Origin of the sequence: Lentibacillus halodurans (assembly GCF_900112045.1) — a bacterium.
Taxonomy (GTDB): domain Bacteria; phylum Bacillota; class Bacilli; order Bacillales; family Amphibacillaceae; genus Lentibacillus; species Lentibacillus halodurans.
On sequence record NZ_FOJW01000006.1, the window covers coordinates 128410 to 143983 of the forward strand.

Genomic DNA, 15574 nt, shown 5'->3' on the forward strand with positions numbered 1-15574 from the left:
CTTACCCTCCTTGCTGTTGCCGGTCTTTTGCCCAGTTGATAATCCCGCCCTTCAGCATAATATCAACTTGACGTTCAGAAAGACTGTGTTTTACATTAATTTGTTCATCCTTATCTTTTACATCAATGGAAAATTCATTCCCCTGCTGAATCTTGTTCCGCAAATCGGACAACACGAGTACATCACCAGCCGACAGTGAATCGTAATCTTCTTCATTGACAAACGTCAGCGGCAGCACACCAAAGTTGACCAGGTTTTGCCAGTGAATCCGGGCAAAATCCTTCACAAGGGCAGCACGCAGACCTAAATATCTTGGTGCAAGTGCCGCATGTTCACGGCTCGATCCCTGCCCATAGTTATATCCGCCGACAATGGCATGCCCGCCATCATCAACCGTTGCCTTTCCGCGCTTATAGTACGTATCATCAATGATTTCGAACGTAAACTTGCTGATTTCCGGCAGGTTGCTCCGATATGGAAGCACCCTGGCACCGCCAGCCAAAATCTCATCAGTCGATATGTTGTCCCCCATTTTCAGCAGTACCGGCAGTTCCAGGCGGTCAGGCATTTCATCCATTTTCGGGATGGAAGCAATATTCGGACCCTTGTGCAATTCAACGTCTTTCGCCTGCTCATCAGGAAGCGGTTCATCCAGCAAATCCATATTCGCTGTTTCATGTTTCGGTTCCTTAATTTTCGGATAATCCGCCTGAAGTGTGCGCGGATCGGTTATTTCTCCTGTCAAAGCTGATGCAGCAGCCGTTTCTGGGCTGCAGAGGAAAACACTATCCTCTCTCGTTCCGGAGCGGCCAGGGAAATTCCGGGGTGTTGTGCGCAGACTATTTCTGCCTGTCGCCGGTGCCTGCCCCATACCGATACATCCATTGCACCCTGCCTGATGCATCCTTGCTCCCGCCTGAAGCAGACTTGCAACATGGCTTTCCTTGACTAGGTTTGTCAGCATTTGTCTTGAAGTCGGATTAATATCAAAGGAAACCCCATCTGCTACGCGTTTTCCATTGACAATTTCTGCCGCAATGGCAAAATCACGGTAACCGGGATTAGCGGATGATCCGACATAGGACTGATATATTGGTGTCCCTGCCAGTTCCCTTACAGTTACCACATTTCCGGGGCTGGACGGCTTGGCAATTAATGGCTCCAATTCAGACAGATCAACTTCTTCCAAAATATCATACGTTGCGTCTTTATCTGCCGTCAACTCGATCCAATCATCTTCCCGCTCCTGTGCCTTTAAAAAGCGTTTAACCTCTTTATCGGATGGAAAGACCGTACCCGTTGCACCAAGCTCAGCACCCATATTCGCAATCACATGACGATCCATGGCACTCAAACTTTCAACACCAGGACCGAAATACTCCATCACAGTGCCAACTCCGCCCTTCACATCATGTCGGCGGAGCAGTTCAAGAATGACGTCCTTAGCGCTGACCCAGTCGGGCAATTTTCCGGTCAGCTTAATTCCCCAGACTTTCGGCATTTTAACGTAAAACGGTTCACCCGCAATCGCCATGGCCACATCGATTCCCCCTGCACCCATGGCAAGCATTCCCATACACCCATTGGCACACGTATGGCTGTCAGATCCGAGCAGTGTTTTTCCCGGCTTTGCCAATCGCTGCATATGTACAGGGTGACTCACACCATTTCCCGGTCTGGAATAATGCAGCCCGAACCGTCTTGTTGCACTTTGCAGAAACAGGTGATCATCTGGATTTTTACTATCTTCCTGTATCAAGTTGTGATCAACATATTGTGCTGATGCTTCCGTTTTCGCCCGCTCCAGTTCCATTGCCTCAAGCTCGAGCATAACCAGTGTGCCGGTAGCATCCTGTGTCAATGTCTGATCAATTTTCAGTCCGATCTCTTCTCCAGGGGTCATTTCACCGGCAGCAAGATGATCTTTTATCAACTTCTGGGTCATATTAAATGGCATCGAATTCCTCCTATTCACTCATTTCCAGTATGTTCAATACATAGGCATACGTTTGTAGTATATGAAAAAAGCCAGATAATTATTTGCGGGAATGGATGAATCTTTTTCAGGATTTTCCACGTATGAGAAATATCACATGCAAAGGGGCTGGAAAAATTGAATAACCACGAAATTGATTACAAACTCCACGGGGATGATATGCAGTTTGTCGAAGTTGAACTCGATCCGCAAGAAACGGTCATCGCAGAGGCGGGCAGTCTGATGATGATGGATGACGGAATCCAAATGGAAACGATCTTTGGTGACGGGTCTTCCAATCAGGGAAGTGGACTAATGGGGAAACTGCTTGGTGCGGGAAAACGTGTCATCACCGGTGAAAGTCTGTTTATGACGACATTCACAAATGAGGGTACGGGCAAGAAGCATGTATCATTTGCCTCGCCCTATCCCGGCAAAATCATGCCAATGGATTTAAGTGAACTGAATGGAAAAATCATTTGCCAGAAAGATGCTTTTCTTGCTGCTGCCAAAGGTGTATCGGTTGGTGTTGAATTTCAGAAAAAAGTAGGTACAGGATTTTTCGGCGGTGAAGGATTTATTATGCAAAAGCTTGAAGGTGATGGATTGGCGTTTGTTCATGCCGGAGGGACAATGTATAAAAAAGAACTTCCACCTGGTGAAACATTGCGGGTCGATACCGGCTGTCTTGTTGCGATGACGCGTGACATTAGTTATGATGTGTCGTTTGTCGGCGGTGTCAAAACTGCCCTGTTTGGAGGAGAAGGATTATTTTTTGCGACATTACGCGGACCCGGTACAGTATGGGTACAGTCACTGCCGTTCAGCCGTCTCGCAAGCCGTGTATTTGCTTCAGCTCCACAAGAAGGCGGTTCCGATAAAGGAGAAGGAAGTATCGCCGGGGGATTATATAACCTTTTTGGCGGTGACCGGCGCTGAAAGTACAGCTCAAGGAAAACTATTAAAAATTATATGTTCATGGGTCAGTAGCTTCATCAATAATACAAATGAAGATAATATGTACCGGAAAAAACACGATCAAGACAGATTCCATCGACCGGCCAGTATCCCATGGAGGTTTATGAGCTACATATAAGAATGGGATGATTAAAGTAAAAATGCCTCATGACAGAAAGAAAATTGATGTGAAATTTCATGGACCATAACCGTTAGGAAAACATATGGCATATCCAATAAAAAAACCGTTTCTGCACATACTATCTCTGAAAATGATTTTAAAGAGGTGGATTGTATGGGCAGAGATGAACACCGCACCAACCGCAGAGGGAGACCTCAGTTGAGACAGACACCTGAATATGCGAAAACAGATGGCAAGGATGTTGAGTTTTCCGAGGAATTTGCGGACCACGAGGATAAGGAAGCACAAGCCAGAAGCCGTGCAGCGGAAAATCGTGTCAAAAACAGAAAATCCTGATAAAAGTGCCCTGGCTCTTGGCCGGGGTATTTTTTTGAAGCTTTCTTGCACATCATATACAATTTAATTATGTATGACTGACAAGGAGGCAAATTTATGGGAAAAAAGAGTGTAGATGACTATTTGACGGAAGGAATATACGGTTCCCGGCAAACCAAAAGATCAGAGCGAAAACAATTCCTGGGAACAATCAGGGAGCGCATTGTCATCGCTCTTACAAAAGGCCAGGTCATGTCAGATAAAGGGCTTATAAAGCTGGAAGAAGCCATGCAGGCCAATAAAGATGCCAAATTGCTGATAAACGGCGATGTGTCACATAAATTTCTGAAAGAAGAGAAAGCACTTGCCAACAAATACAATATTCCCTATACCGAAGTCACCAACGAAGATGCTGATACAGACATTGGGGCAGTACTTGCGTATGATTATGCAATTGATCAAGCGCATATTTTTATTGATGACGATGCCGATGAAAAAATAGATAAAAACACGGAAACAAACAAATCCTTCTTTGGCAAAATCAAGCATTGGTTAACATAGGCTGCTCAATATGGTCTTCTCATCTAAATTGTTTCTGAAATTGTTCTTTAAACAGACATCACTCATTCTTTTAGGATTTGGTCTGGGCGGATTTATCGCACCGCCTTATATGGTTCTTAAATAGGCCCAAGGGATAGTGACACTGGGGTCTTGATGATGAAAGTGAACATCGACATTTGATCAACACACGGAACCATCCATCACGATTCAGATGAATGAATGGTCTGAGGAACTGGAAGAAATCATGGCCATTATTAAGCGAAGAAATCGGCAGCGATTATTTGATCAAGCCGTACTGCTTAACCCAAATAATATTGATTTTGTGTATGCCCAAAAGCGAAAAGTCTTCGAATGAGATCCGATAATTGCGGAATATTAAAGGGTGGAGGTGTCTGATATGAACCAGCAATACCTTTGCCCGAATTGCAAAACAAATCGTTCACGGTTTAATATGATTGAACAAGTGGCCAAACCAGTAAAGCTGGATCCACAGACCGGTGATATTTTAAATGACTACCGTGATGAGCAGCCGGAAGTTTTTCATATAACCTACAGCGGACCTGAATATCGAATACAATGTGGATCCTGCGGGCTGATTGAAGATGAACGCACTTTTGCGAGGTTTGCTGAGCATGACCGGAACAACCAATAACAGCAGTTCATCAATATGTGGTACGCTTCGGGAACTGTCAACCGAGGTGTTATATTGTGCAGATCACGAATTCAGTGTATCTAAGATAACATGACATTCGAAATCACTCTCACGCTTTTGATACAGTTTTTGCTGATAAGCTGGCAGAACAATAATACGACAATCCCCGCAGCGGCCACGGGGGATTTCATTCTCTTTCACATACCGCACACTAATTTACCTTAAAATCTAAATCTGCAATAGAAAATGTCCGGGCTTACTGAGTTAAAACGAGTCCAGCTAAAAACCAAAGCAGCTTTACACAGCGGAAACGGTTTCATATAATAGTTATAAGTGGAGATAAAAGGAGGGGCAGCATTTGAGTGAAATAAAAGAGGGTACCCTGCTATGGGAACCTGATGAAAAACGAAAACAGCAATCTAATATCTATGACTATATGAAATGGCTAAAAGAACATAAAAACCTGCATTTTGATGATTATCATTCGCTCTGGAAATGGTCCGTCAATGAACTGGAGGAGTTCTGGGCTTCCATCTGGGACTATTTTGATATCCAGGCAAAACACCCATACAAAACAGTACTGACATCGTATCAAATGCCCAGAGCCAAATGGTTTCCCGAAGCAACCATCAACTACACCGAGCATATTTTCAGAGACCGTGATGAACATCAACCGGCAATCATACACGCCTCAGAATTACGCCAAACACAAGAAGTAACTTGGAAAGAACTATACCGGGATACAGCCGCACTGCAACAGACCTTTCAAAACCTTGGCGTCACAAAAGGAGATCGTGTAGTTGCCTATGTGGCCAATATCTATGAGTCTATTGTGGCATTTCTGGCAAGTGCAAGCCTTGGCGCCATCTGGTCTAGTGCTTCACCGGATTTTGGTACACAAAGTGTCATTGACCGTTTCAAACAGATCGAGCCAAAAGTCATGGTGACCGTTGATGGGTACCGTTATGGCGGAAAAGATTTTGACCGCACTTCTGTCGTGGAAAATATTCAATCAGAACTGCCCACATTGGAAGCAACCATCGTCATTCCATATTTGAACAAAAATCCGGAAGTCAGCCGTTTGAAAAATGTCAGCTTATGGAATGATGCTTTGGCAAAACCAGGAATTTTAACATACGAACATGTCGCCTTCAACGATCCGCTCTGGGTATTATTTTCCTCTGGAACAACCGGCAAGCCGAAACCAATCGTCCAAAGTCAGGGCGGTATTTTGCTGGAGCACCTGAAAGCTTTAACCTTTCATGCAGATCTTCGAAAAGACAATCGCTTTTTCTGGTTTACCACAACCGGCTGGATGATGTGGAATTTCCTTGTCGGCGGCCTCCTGACCGGAAGCACGATTATTTTATACGACGGCAATCCAGGATATCCTGATAAACGAATGCTGTGGAAATTTGCCGAAGATACGAAAATGACAACATTCGGTACCAGCGCCAGTTTTATTACCGGCTGCATGAAAGATGACCTGAATCCCGGCGAGGAATTTGATCTGAGCCATCTTGAAAGCATCAGCTCAACCGGGTCACCGCTGCCGCCTGAGGGATTCCAATGGTGCTATGACCATGTGAAGGAAGATCTTTGGATTGCCTCAGCAAGCGGCGGGACTGATGTTTGTACAGCGTTTATTCTCGGATCGCCCATTTTGTCGGTATATGCAGGTGAGCTGCAATGCCGCGGACTGGGTGCCAAGATTGAAAGCTTTGACAATGATGCCAAACCGCAAATCGAGAAAGTCGGCGAGCTTGTGTTGACCGAGCCATTCCCGTCCATGCCGATTTATTTCTGGAATGACGAAGACGGCAGCCGCCTTCACGACAGTTATTTTGATGTTTTCCCGGGCATTTGGCGGCACGGTGACTACTTAAAAATCACTGAACGCCATACATGTGTCATTTACGGACGCTCAGATGCCACTATCAACCGCGGGGGAATCCGCATTGGCACAAGTGAAATCTATCGTGCGGTTGATCACGTGAGTGAAGTGCGTGATAGCTTAATAGTTGACATCCCTAAAGGTGACGGTGATTCATACACACCGCTCTTTGTCCTGATGAAGGACGGAGAAGAACTGACCGATGACGTCAAAAAAACGATCAAAAATCAGATCCGGATACACTGCTCACCAAGACATGTCCCAAGCGGCATTTACGAAGCGCCAGATCTGCCCAAAACCTTGAACGGCAAAAAACTGGAGATTCCAATCAAGAAAATCCTGATGGGCAAATCGGTTGATGAGGTTGTCAATAAAGGATCGTTGAGTAATCATGATTCACTGAATTATTTTGTGCGATTTGCGAATGAACAGGTTGAGTCGAAATGACTGGTTTACTGGGAAAGCAACTATTCTCCCCCACACCATCAAGGGATTTGTAATCAGTATGACCAGCATGTTATTTTGTTGGTCTTTTTTTTATTCAAGTGACCCTTGCAAACTAGGAGTGGATGTTTTGCTAATAACAGAAAAATGTCTTATTCATGACCGTCATGTATCTGATTATACTGATGTAAAAAAGCTTTATGAAAATCCAGAAGTAAGAAAGCACCTTACCATTTGTTAGGGGGAGTTAATGCTGCTCCGCTTCCCACTCCCGGCGCAAAATGCCAAACAGGAGCATATCCTCGGTCTTGCCATCACGCAACAGGTAATCCCTGTGCCCGCCTTCATGCTTGAAACCACTTTTTTCATAAGCTGCAATGGCTCGCTTATTGCTTTCAAACACAGTTAACTGGACGCGATTCAGATTCATCTCGTTAAACGCAAATGTAAGTGCCAATCTGAGCATTTCCTGACCATATCCCTTGTTCCAGTTCGCTTTGTCGCCAATTCCAAGCGCAAGCCAGGCATTCCGGTTTGACCAGTCAATGGAATCCAGTGCAACAAAACCAATCAGTTCATCCAGCTCCAACGTCCGTACTGCGAACTGATATTCATGATCTTTATGCTTTTTCAGGTATGATTCCTTTAACTCCTCCTCTGTTTTCGGAAAAGCAGGCGACGTGTCCATCAAACGCATGAACGCCTCATCATGATACCAATGTTCCAATATTTTTAAATCATTCTCTTTGAATCTGGTCAGTTTGATTTTATTTCCTGTCAGTAACTTCAAATTGCTCTCTCCCTGTCTTATTTCGTTGTCAAAATGCCACATAAAACGGCTGAAGTTCTTCCTTTAGACAATATTCAATTCGCTGGCTGAAATTTGACCACGTTACCATTTCCAATGCGGTTTCAACCGGAAAATACCCTGCCTCAAGTGCTTCTTCAGTTGTCGTTAGATTGCCTCCTACTGGTTTCGCCAAGAATAATGTATTGCATATGGATTTTTTTACATTTTGAAACACACCGCAAAATTTTATGATTTCAACATCCACGCCGCATTCTTCTTTCGTTTCCCGTATTGCGGCATCCTTCAGTGATTCCCCTTCTTCCACTTGTCCGCCCGGCATTTCCCATCCTCTTTTCGGTCCTTTTATCAGCAAAAGTTCGTTTTGTTCATTTAATATAATCGTGGCAGCTGAAACAATATGCTTCGGTGGTGCAGTCATGCAGTAACCCCCAAAATATAAATCTAGTACATTTTAAGTGAATCACCTTTTATCAAATGTTCTGTACAATTATATAAATGGCAGTCCCATCCATGCTCACACTTTACCAAAGAAGTGAGTGACGTATTCTTCAAGGATTCGTTCATATCCGAGCCTGGTATAAGCACATTAAGGAGATGTTTAATGAAACTGCCATGGCTCACAACCAAAACATTCTGATCATGATGTTTATCAATGATTTCTTCCATAAAGGAGATGCCTCTGGCAATAATGCTGTCCTGAGGTTCAAATAGCATATCCAGTTCACGCCAGTCAGGTCCCCATGTTTGCACCCGTTCTTCTTCAGTAGTTCCTTCAATCAGTCCGCCCCCCACTTCACGGAGCCGGGAATCCAGGTGCAGTTGTTTTCCAAGTTTTTCGTTCAGGACTTCCGCAGTCTGCTCAGCCCGCAGCAGATCACTGGCATACACCACATCCCAATCATCGATTTCCATCCATGCTGCAAGTGAACAGGCCTGCTCCAAGCCTTCTTCATCCAATGGAATATCAGAACTCCCCTGCGCTCTTCCTTCTTTATTCCACCGTGTAACACCATGACGGACAAATCCGACTTTAGTCATATAAGCAGTCCCCCAAATTATTCGCTACAGATACTAAAACCATATTAACATAATTTGTTTAGCAAAAATCTCAAGTTTTCAAAATAAGAAAAACGCATACAACGACATTAAATTATTACAGTCATACAATAGCCAAATAAGTAATTGAGCAATTATTGCTGCTATGAAGTTCCCGGTCAGGTCGTTGAAGTGTTATTCTAAGCACAGTCAGAAACGACCGTCTTTTGAAAAAGCGTTATTATGAAAAAGTTGGTGTGAAGGAATATTTGATTGCCGATCATCAAAACAGATTTATTGAAAAATTTGTTTAAAATCAGCATTCATTTATCCTGGAAAATGTATATGACCAAGAAAATCAATCCTTCCATTCAACCATCTTCCCTGATGTTGCCTTTTCCATAGATGACATATTTTGTTTTTGGATTGAATAAGCAATTTATCCTATATTATTGCTTCCCGTATATACACCAACCTTCCCCCATATCTGGGCAAGTTTTTCCGAGATGAAGGATCCAGCGCTTGAAAACCCTGTATAGACATACAATCAGGGGAAGCTCCAAGTATATAATGATATCCGCACGTTTCGCCCGAATAGAATAAGTGCTGCTATAGTTTCCTTCAATAATCCATTGCTTCTGGATAACCATTTCCTCTTGAGCGCCAGCAAATTCTTCCGGAGAAGCTTCTACCCATCCGGGCTTCCAGTAGAGCGCATCAAGGTGATGAGCTTCTATATCCAATATGCTTTCCAGCTTCCGGGCAAATGTGGACTTCCCCACACCTGCTTGACACGCCCATCACCATAATGCGGTTCATTGTGCCACCAACCCCCTCTCTCTATAAATATATGAATTTCGATCTATCCACTTATCTCGAAGCCTGATTCATCACTCTATCCTGCGTCCCCAAACTTACGAGCACATAAGCAAAGAATGAAACGGCTACCGGCAGTACAACCGAATGCAATCCGAATGGCTGCGGGAAAAACGTATCTGATAAAATATAGAATCCGACGCCAGTAACCATCGAAGCAAATGCACCATATTTGTTTCCTTTTTTCCAATACAGTCCCATGACAATCGGCCAAATAAAGGCTGCCTCAAGTCCCCCGAATGCGAACAAATTCAGCCAGATGATCAGATCAGGCGGATTGAGTGCCATCAGGAATACGATAATTCCAAGCACTGCAGTAATGCCGATGCTTAATCTCTTTACCCGCTGATGTGATGCTTTTGATTCAACATAATTCAAATAGACATCTTTAACAATCGCTGAACTCACCAGCAATAACAGTGAGTCCACCGTTGACATAATCGCTGCCATTGGCGCGGCCAGTACGATACCCGCCAGCCAGTTCGGCAAAACTTCCAGTGCTATCAGCGGCATAACCCTGTCGCCCACTTCAATGCCCGGTAAAATCGGTCTGGCGAACACACCAATCAAGTGCATATTCAGCATAATGACACCGACAACGATCGTGCCGATAATGATGGCACGATGCATCGAGCGGGAATCTTTATAGGACATCGCCCTGACCGTAATCTGCGGCAGTGCCACAACCCCAACACCAACAAGTATCCAGAATGAAGATACAAAGGCTGGTGTGAGTGTTCCCTCTGCCCCATAAGGCGTGATCAAATTCGGATTCTCAGCGGTAAGGTTAGACATGATATTGGAAAGACCACCCCCTGCGATAATCGTCGCAATCAGTAGTATGAGCGTTCCGACAAACATAATCGTTCCCTGAATAGCGTCAGTCAAAGCAACTGCCCGGAATCCGCCAATCGTCACATAAATCAGCACGAATAAGGCGAAAATGAATAGGGCTGTCGTGTATGGTATTCCGACCAATGACTCAATCAGCCTTGCTCCGCCAATCCACTGAGCTGCCATGGCGGAAAATAGAAAAATAATAATGCTGAATGCCGAAAACAAAACAACCCATTTAGATCGGTAGCGTTCTTTCAGAAAATCCACCATTGTCACTGCTTTATATTGGCGTGTCACAATCGCAAATTTTTTACCCAGCACCATCAGCACAAAGTACCCCGTTGAAACTTGTGTCATCGCCAGCAGCACCCAGCCAAGCCCCTCGGTATAGGCTGTACCCGGTCCGCCAATAAAACTACTGGCGCTGCCATATGTCGCCGTCATCGTCATCGCCAGGACAAACCCGCCGAGATTTCTTCCTCCAAGAAAATAATCCTGCATGAATGTATTGGACGACCTTATATGTTTCCCTGCCCACACGCCAGCACCAAATATAACCAACAACACACCAATTAATGGCACCAATGCCTGCCAATTCATTTTTCTTCCCCTTCTTCATCAAATGGAATTTCCACAAACCACTTTTTTACCACAATTGTCACCAATATGGCCATAACAACAAATCCCAGCACACAACTATAAAAAAACCATGCTGGTAACCCGAAGGCATATGTATATTCAGATGGATCCTTGCCGCCAAGGCCGTATGCAAATGCAAACCACCAGATAAAATTGAAAATGACCAACCCAACTCCGATTAAGGCTTCTCGATTGGCATCTTTATAATTTGAATCACTACTATGCGAATGCTGCTCTTCCATTGGGCTTAAACCTCCCACACAATAAATACTTGTTTATACTTTATAAATATAACGGAAAACACATTTATTGTAAATATTTTAAAAATTCATTACAACCTCTCGCAGAATCGACCATGCTTTATATTTCCTGACACTGCAAAAAAGAGGCTGGAACACAATGAAAACTTTCCACGCTAAAGACGAACGATTACAGGGCAGGAAGGGCAGCATTTGACTTTTTCAACAGTCACATCCTTATTCATCGTTGATAACGACTGCAAACGCCCATTCTGATGTTAGTTGCGTGCGATCATTCACTCCGGCAGCATAGTGCACTTTCCATGGGCACGGCCTCAGCCTCCTCAGAAAGCAAAGATTTCTTTCCTGCGGGGCTTCGGCTCGTGCTGTTCCTATAGGAGTCTCCGTATGCTACCTCTGATTGGTGAAAGAAAAGAACTTATAGAACGATATTCATTGAACTTGCTGTCACCTGATGAGAACACGATTCTAAGCTGCGGAAAAATGCGACACGCCTGGGGGAACAACACGAGCCAAAGATCCACTTTGCCAAATGGATTTCTTGGCAAAGTTAGCTGAGGCCGTGCCCCCGGAAAGGGCGTATTTTTCCACAGCGATCATCATGCACTCACCAACAAAAGCATGGAAGCAAGCAAATCTAAGAACAATTGACTTCTCAGTTGATGGATCATTCGCAATAAATGTTCAAACATACCTCAAAAGATACATCCGAACTGTTCCAATCATAGTGGAATCATCGTTCGGATGTATCTTTTGGACTAATATCCTTTTGTCCCAGCCTCTTTTCACCGCCTATTCCGTTGGTGTTGTCGCTTCCGGGGATGCTTTTCGTGCCAGACACATAATACCTGCGATTAAATAGAATACACCGCTGAATATCAGCGCTCCGAATGTTACAAGAGCCCCTAGAACTGACATTACAATCAACATTATCCCTGCAGCTTTCGGTTTTTTATCGCCTACCATGAACACGATGGAAACGATACCTAAAATAAGTCCAATTGCCGAAATAACGATCATAAGCCAGCCGCTTCCCTGAAACATCTGCAGTGCTGCTTCCATCTCCCCTGGTGCTATATCAGGCTGCTGCTGTCTGAGTTCTTCCGTTGCCTGATCCCATATGGCTTCATTATGAAAAAACCATACCATCAATGCACCTACTACGGCGAAAAAGCCATATATGAATCCACCAATGACAGTTAACACAATTTCGCCTGTTCTGCTCATTCATAGTCCCTCCCGTTTCATCTTCTTCATTCTAAGCATGCACGCTAATTCAATTATTCAACGCCAGCATTTTTCATCAATTGTACCATAAAGAGAAACATTCCATCAGTGGGGTTTTTTGTACAGTGAGTGCTAATAAAGGAAACTGACGAATGGCACCGCGTTCATAGTCTGACTTCATTCCCACTGATGGGTAATTGAACTGATCGGGGGTGTTAGCTTCCGTTAAATCCCACCTATACACTTTTGTTTCACCTTTTTACTGAGGCGGGGATTTCACGAACATTTACACCTGGATAAATGCATCCAGTCTTTTCTTGATTAAGGAATCTGTTAGCCCCGTCACACCAAAAGCTTCCCAGCCCGGGTAAACTTCTGGCGGGCCATCCAGAAAATCTATCAGGGCAATGACATCCCAATATGGATCGTAAGTGAAACGTTTCCCAGCATAACGCTTGTAAGCCAGCAAAAATCTATTAGCCCATTCAGGACCATACAGCATTGCCAGATTTAACCTGCAATGTCCGATATCTACCTCACGTGGCCCTTTGCATGCATTCACCCAATCCACCACACCGCTGACATTCCCATTCTTCCAAAGCACATTGGCAGGGTGGTAATCGCGATGGATAAAACATTCATGGGCATCTGGCCTTGAACCTTTCACCAGATCAAGTACCTTTTCCCATAATCCTGGAACGCCCGACCAATACGGTACATCAAACGAATCAGCATCATTATATGGAAAATACTCATAGGGAAAACCATCCGCATCCAATGAATGGATGTCGGCGAGTGCACCAGCCAAACCATCCAGCCACCGATCCTGATCGTCAGGTTTTAATTCGACAGTACCTTCCAGTTTTGTCATCAGCACTGCCGGCACCCCGCAATGATCTCCTAAGGCATCATTAGCAATCACTTCTAGAACAGCAACCTTGACACTGTCTGCCATTTGCAGACTTGCCGCTTCATGGACAGCTAAATCAGGTTCCTTCACCAGCCAATCTCTATTATCAAACTGCCTAAGAACATAATGCTTGACCGAATCCCCCACCCGTAACGCAATTCCATGCAGTAAGGATGAGGTACTGCCCTTCAGCTTATAGACTGATTCTACCTGAACACTTGGATCAACAGAATGGATGATCCACCGTAGCACATAATCCGGTAAACTGGTACCATACATGTTCATCATAACCTTTCCCGTTCATTTAAATATATTAAGTATAGTCATTCCGATTTAGTTCTGATTTCCCAGTCAATGTCGACGCGCCCCTTTGCATTGTCCCCATGAATAACAATATAATATTGACCCGCCGCAACGTCTCTTAAAGCCAATTTATCCCCGATTTCATGCATTGGAACACGATCGCCATCCTGGTCCTCCGCATGGTGGCCATAGCCGCCACTTTCAACCGAAAAATCAGCCTGAAACATCAACGTCTGATTTTCCTTAAGTTTAACGGGGATCTTATGCTCACCATTAAAATAGGTGAAAGATACCTCATAACTGGAAGTTTGACGCTGTACTTCCCATCCTTCTTTTTCCGTGAAATCCATGATTGACACCGCCAGAAATATGAGAGGCAACACAAGTGCAAAAAGGGATGAAATCCACTTCCGTTTCCTAAAATAGGACATGCCCGCATAAAAGAGCAGTGCAGCTGCAGTTCCAATTGTTCCAGCAATTAGTATGTAGGCAAAGTTGGCCATCAAAAATATAAAAATCACGAAACCGGAAGCAATATAAAGAGAAATTTTCCAGGGATGCAGCATCGGCCAAACGTTACAAATACCATCAATGATGATGGAGCAGTATATGCCATATCCATAAAAAGCTGCCCAAAGCATCGGCGACGATAAACTTTCGGATACCTCAAACAAATCAAAGGAACTGGATAATAGCATAATCAACCCATATATCGAAAAGGAAAAACCTGCTCCAATCAATTTTTCATACCCATACCACAGTATCTTCATGAACGATTTCCTTCCTCCCTTCATTCTACCAAATCTAATTTGAAATTTTAATAAAATCATGACAAATCCTTTCCGATCTGTTACACTTATGATGTATAAAATAATACTTTTTGAACTACTAGGGGTGCCCAATAGTCGCGGGCTGAGAGGAAAGCGCGTATTTAAGCTTTCCGACTCTTATGGACCTGATCTGGTTAATACCAGCGTAGGGAAGTAGTCTGACGGAATATTGCTATCAGCTATTTCAAATCAAGCCAGGTCCACTGTATGGACCTGGCTTTTTTGATTATTTTTTCCGCTGCCCCTAATGAGAGGAGGTTTTTCTTGAGCCGGACGCAATTACTGACAACGATGGCCGTTTTTGCAGCAATTGGAACAATAGGCGCACAATTGCTATGGTTCCCGGCAGGTGTCGCTAAAGCTTATCCGGTGCAGCACGCTGTCAACGTCATAGCGGCTGTCACACTTGGTCCCGGCCCGGCAGTCATCATAGCCTTTATGATTGGTCTGCTTCGTAACATGCTTGGTCTCGGGACATTGCTGGCATTTCCCGGTAGCATGATTGGCGCTTTTTTGGCAGGTTACCTCTATCAGAAAACTGACAAAAAAGAGATGGCTGCGTTCGGTGAAGCGATCGGTACGGGCATCGTTGGATCACTGTTTGCTGTTCCGTTCGCACGTATTCTGATGGGCAGTTCGGCCGGTGCTTTCTTCTTTATGCCATCGTTTCTTGTCAGCAGTGCTGCCGGTGCCTTGATCGGCTGGTTTGTTGTTTCCAAGGTCAAACGGAAGAACTTATTAAAACACATATAGGAAAAACTGCTAGGGGTGCCGAAATGGCTGAGAACTTGTCCCTTTGAACCTAATCCGGATAATACCGGCGAAGGAAAGCAGACAGAGGATCGCATTTATCCTCTATTACACTGCTTTTATCCCCTACAGATTCCTGTCAACTTTAGGAGGTTT

16 protein-coding genes, 1 pseudogene and 2 riboswitches are annotated in these 15574 nt (G+C 44.3%); of the genes and pseudogenes, 7 read left to right on the forward strand and 10 right to left on the reverse strand.

What is annotated here, in order from left to right; translation table 11 throughout:
• Position 1: 1 nt before the first annotated feature.
• Positions 2 to 1957 (reverse strand): aconitate hydratase, encoded by a 1956-nt coding sequence (locus BM195_RS08840; protein ID WP_090236707.1) that lies wholly within the window; start codon positions 1955 to 1957, stop codon positions 2 to 4.
• A gap of 156 nt (positions 1958 to 2113) precedes the next feature.
• On the opposite strand from BM195_RS08840, the gene BM195_RS08845 reads away from it, so the two are divergent.
• The 5 genes from BM195_RS08845 (at position 2114) to BM195_RS08865 (ending at position 6943) form a co-directional block, all read left to right on the forward strand.
• Positions 2114 to 2914, forward strand: a complete 801-nt coding sequence (locus BM195_RS08845) for a TIGR00266 family protein (RefSeq protein ID WP_090236711.1) — start codon at positions 2114 to 2116, stop codon at positions 2912 to 2914.
• A gap of 313 nt (positions 2915 to 3227) precedes the next feature.
• On the forward strand, positions 3228 to 3410 hold the full coding sequence (locus BM195_RS08850; RefSeq protein ID WP_090236713.1) for a YfhD family protein: 183 nt from the start codon (positions 3228 to 3230) through the stop codon (positions 3408 to 3410).
• Between the two features lie 96 nt (positions 3411 to 3506).
• Positions 3507 to 3950, forward strand: a complete 444-nt coding sequence (locus BM195_RS08855) for a YueI family protein (protein ID WP_090236716.1) — start codon at positions 3507 to 3509, stop codon at positions 3948 to 3950.
• A 397-nt stretch (positions 3951 to 4347) separates the two neighbouring features.
• Positions 4348 to 4602 carry a DNA alkylation repair protein gene (locus BM195_RS08860; protein WP_090236720.1) on the forward strand — a complete coding sequence of 85 codons (255 nt, stop codon included), beginning with the start codon at positions 4348 to 4350 and terminating at the stop codon, positions 4600 to 4602.
• A gap of 358 nt (positions 4603 to 4960) precedes the next feature.
• Positions 4961 to 6943, forward strand: coding sequence for an acetoacetate--CoA ligase (locus BM195_RS08865; protein WP_090236723.1), 1983 nt, complete (start codon positions 4961 to 4963; stop codon positions 6941 to 6943).
• 244 nt (positions 6944 to 7187) lie between these two features.
• Here the strand turns inward: BM195_RS08865 and BM195_RS08870 are convergent, their stop codons facing one another.
• The 6 genes and pseudogenes from BM195_RS08870 to BM195_RS08895 all read right to left on the reverse strand — a co-directional run bounded on the left by BM195_RS08870 (position 7188) and on the right by BM195_RS08895 (position 11380).
• Positions 7188 to 7730, reverse strand: a complete 543-nt coding sequence (locus BM195_RS08870; protein ID WP_170848203.1) for a GNAT family N-acetyltransferase — start codon at positions 7728 to 7730, stop codon at positions 7188 to 7190.
• 28 nt (positions 7731 to 7758) lie between these two features.
• A complete protein-coding gene (locus BM195_RS08875) occupies positions 7759 to 8169 on the reverse strand; it encodes an NUDIX hydrolase (RefSeq protein ID WP_090236728.1) in 411 nt (136 codons plus the stop codon).
• Positions 8170 to 8192: 23 nt separating this feature from the next.
• Positions 8193 to 8789, reverse strand: coding sequence for a histidine phosphatase family protein (locus BM195_RS08880; RefSeq protein WP_090236731.1), 597 nt, complete (start codon positions 8787 to 8789; stop codon positions 8193 to 8195).
• Positions 8790 to 9259: 470 nt separating this feature from the next.
• Positions 9260 to 9605 (reverse strand): annotated as a pseudogene (locus tag BM195_RS08885) (P-loop NTPase family protein); the annotation flags it as partial.
• A gap of 51 nt (positions 9606 to 9656) precedes the next feature.
• Positions 9657 to 11099, reverse strand: coding sequence for a sodium/pantothenate symporter (panF, locus tag BM195_RS08890; protein WP_090236735.1), 1443 nt, complete (start codon positions 11097 to 11099; stop codon positions 9657 to 9659).
• Positions 11096 to 11380: a YhdT family protein gene (locus tag BM195_RS08895; RefSeq protein WP_090236738.1), complete on the reverse strand. Its 285-nt coding sequence runs from the start codon at positions 11378 to 11380 to the stop codon at positions 11096 to 11098. The genes panF and BM195_RS08895 overlap by 4 nt, the downstream gene beginning before the upstream one ends.
• 405 nt (positions 11381 to 11785) lie before the next feature.
• Here BM195_RS08895 and BM195_RS18310 point away from each other — a divergent pair, with 405 nt between their 5' ends.
• Complete coding sequence (locus BM195_RS18310) at positions 11786 to 11956, forward strand: hypothetical protein (protein ID WP_170848204.1); 171 nt, start codon at positions 11786 to 11788, stop codon at positions 11954 to 11956.
• A gap of 234 nt (positions 11957 to 12190) precedes the next feature.
• On the opposite strand, the gene BM195_RS08900 is transcribed toward BM195_RS18310, so the two are convergent.
• From BM195_RS08900 to BM195_RS18065, 3 genes are all read right to left on the reverse strand, one after another.
• Positions 12191 to 12625, reverse strand: a complete 435-nt coding sequence (locus BM195_RS08900; protein WP_090236741.1) for a DUF4064 domain-containing protein — start codon at positions 12623 to 12625, stop codon at positions 12191 to 12193.
• Between the two features lie 286 nt (positions 12626 to 12911).
• On the reverse strand, positions 12912 to 13823 hold the full coding sequence (locus BM195_RS08905) for an aminoglycoside phosphotransferase family protein (protein WP_090236744.1): 912 nt from the start codon (positions 13821 to 13823) through the stop codon (positions 12912 to 12914).
• Positions 13824 to 13858: 35 nt separating this feature from the next.
• Entirely contained in the window at positions 13859 to 14608 is a 750-nt protein-coding gene (locus BM195_RS18065) for a hypothetical protein (protein ID WP_139223989.1), read from the reverse strand.
• A gap of 110 nt (positions 14609 to 14718) precedes the next feature.
• Positions 14719 to 14837, forward strand: a riboswitch (TPP riboswitch).
• A 95-nt stretch (positions 14838 to 14932) separates the two neighbouring features.
• On the opposite strand from BM195_RS18065, the gene thiW reads away from it, so the two are divergent.
• Positions 14933 to 15421, forward strand: a complete 489-nt coding sequence (thiW, locus tag BM195_RS08910; RefSeq protein WP_090236747.1) for an energy coupling factor transporter S component ThiW — start codon at positions 14933 to 14935, stop codon at positions 15419 to 15421.
• 1 nt (position 15422) lies between these two features.
• Positions 15423 to 15514, forward strand: a riboswitch (TPP riboswitch).
• Positions 15515 to 15574: the final 60 nt, after the last annotated feature.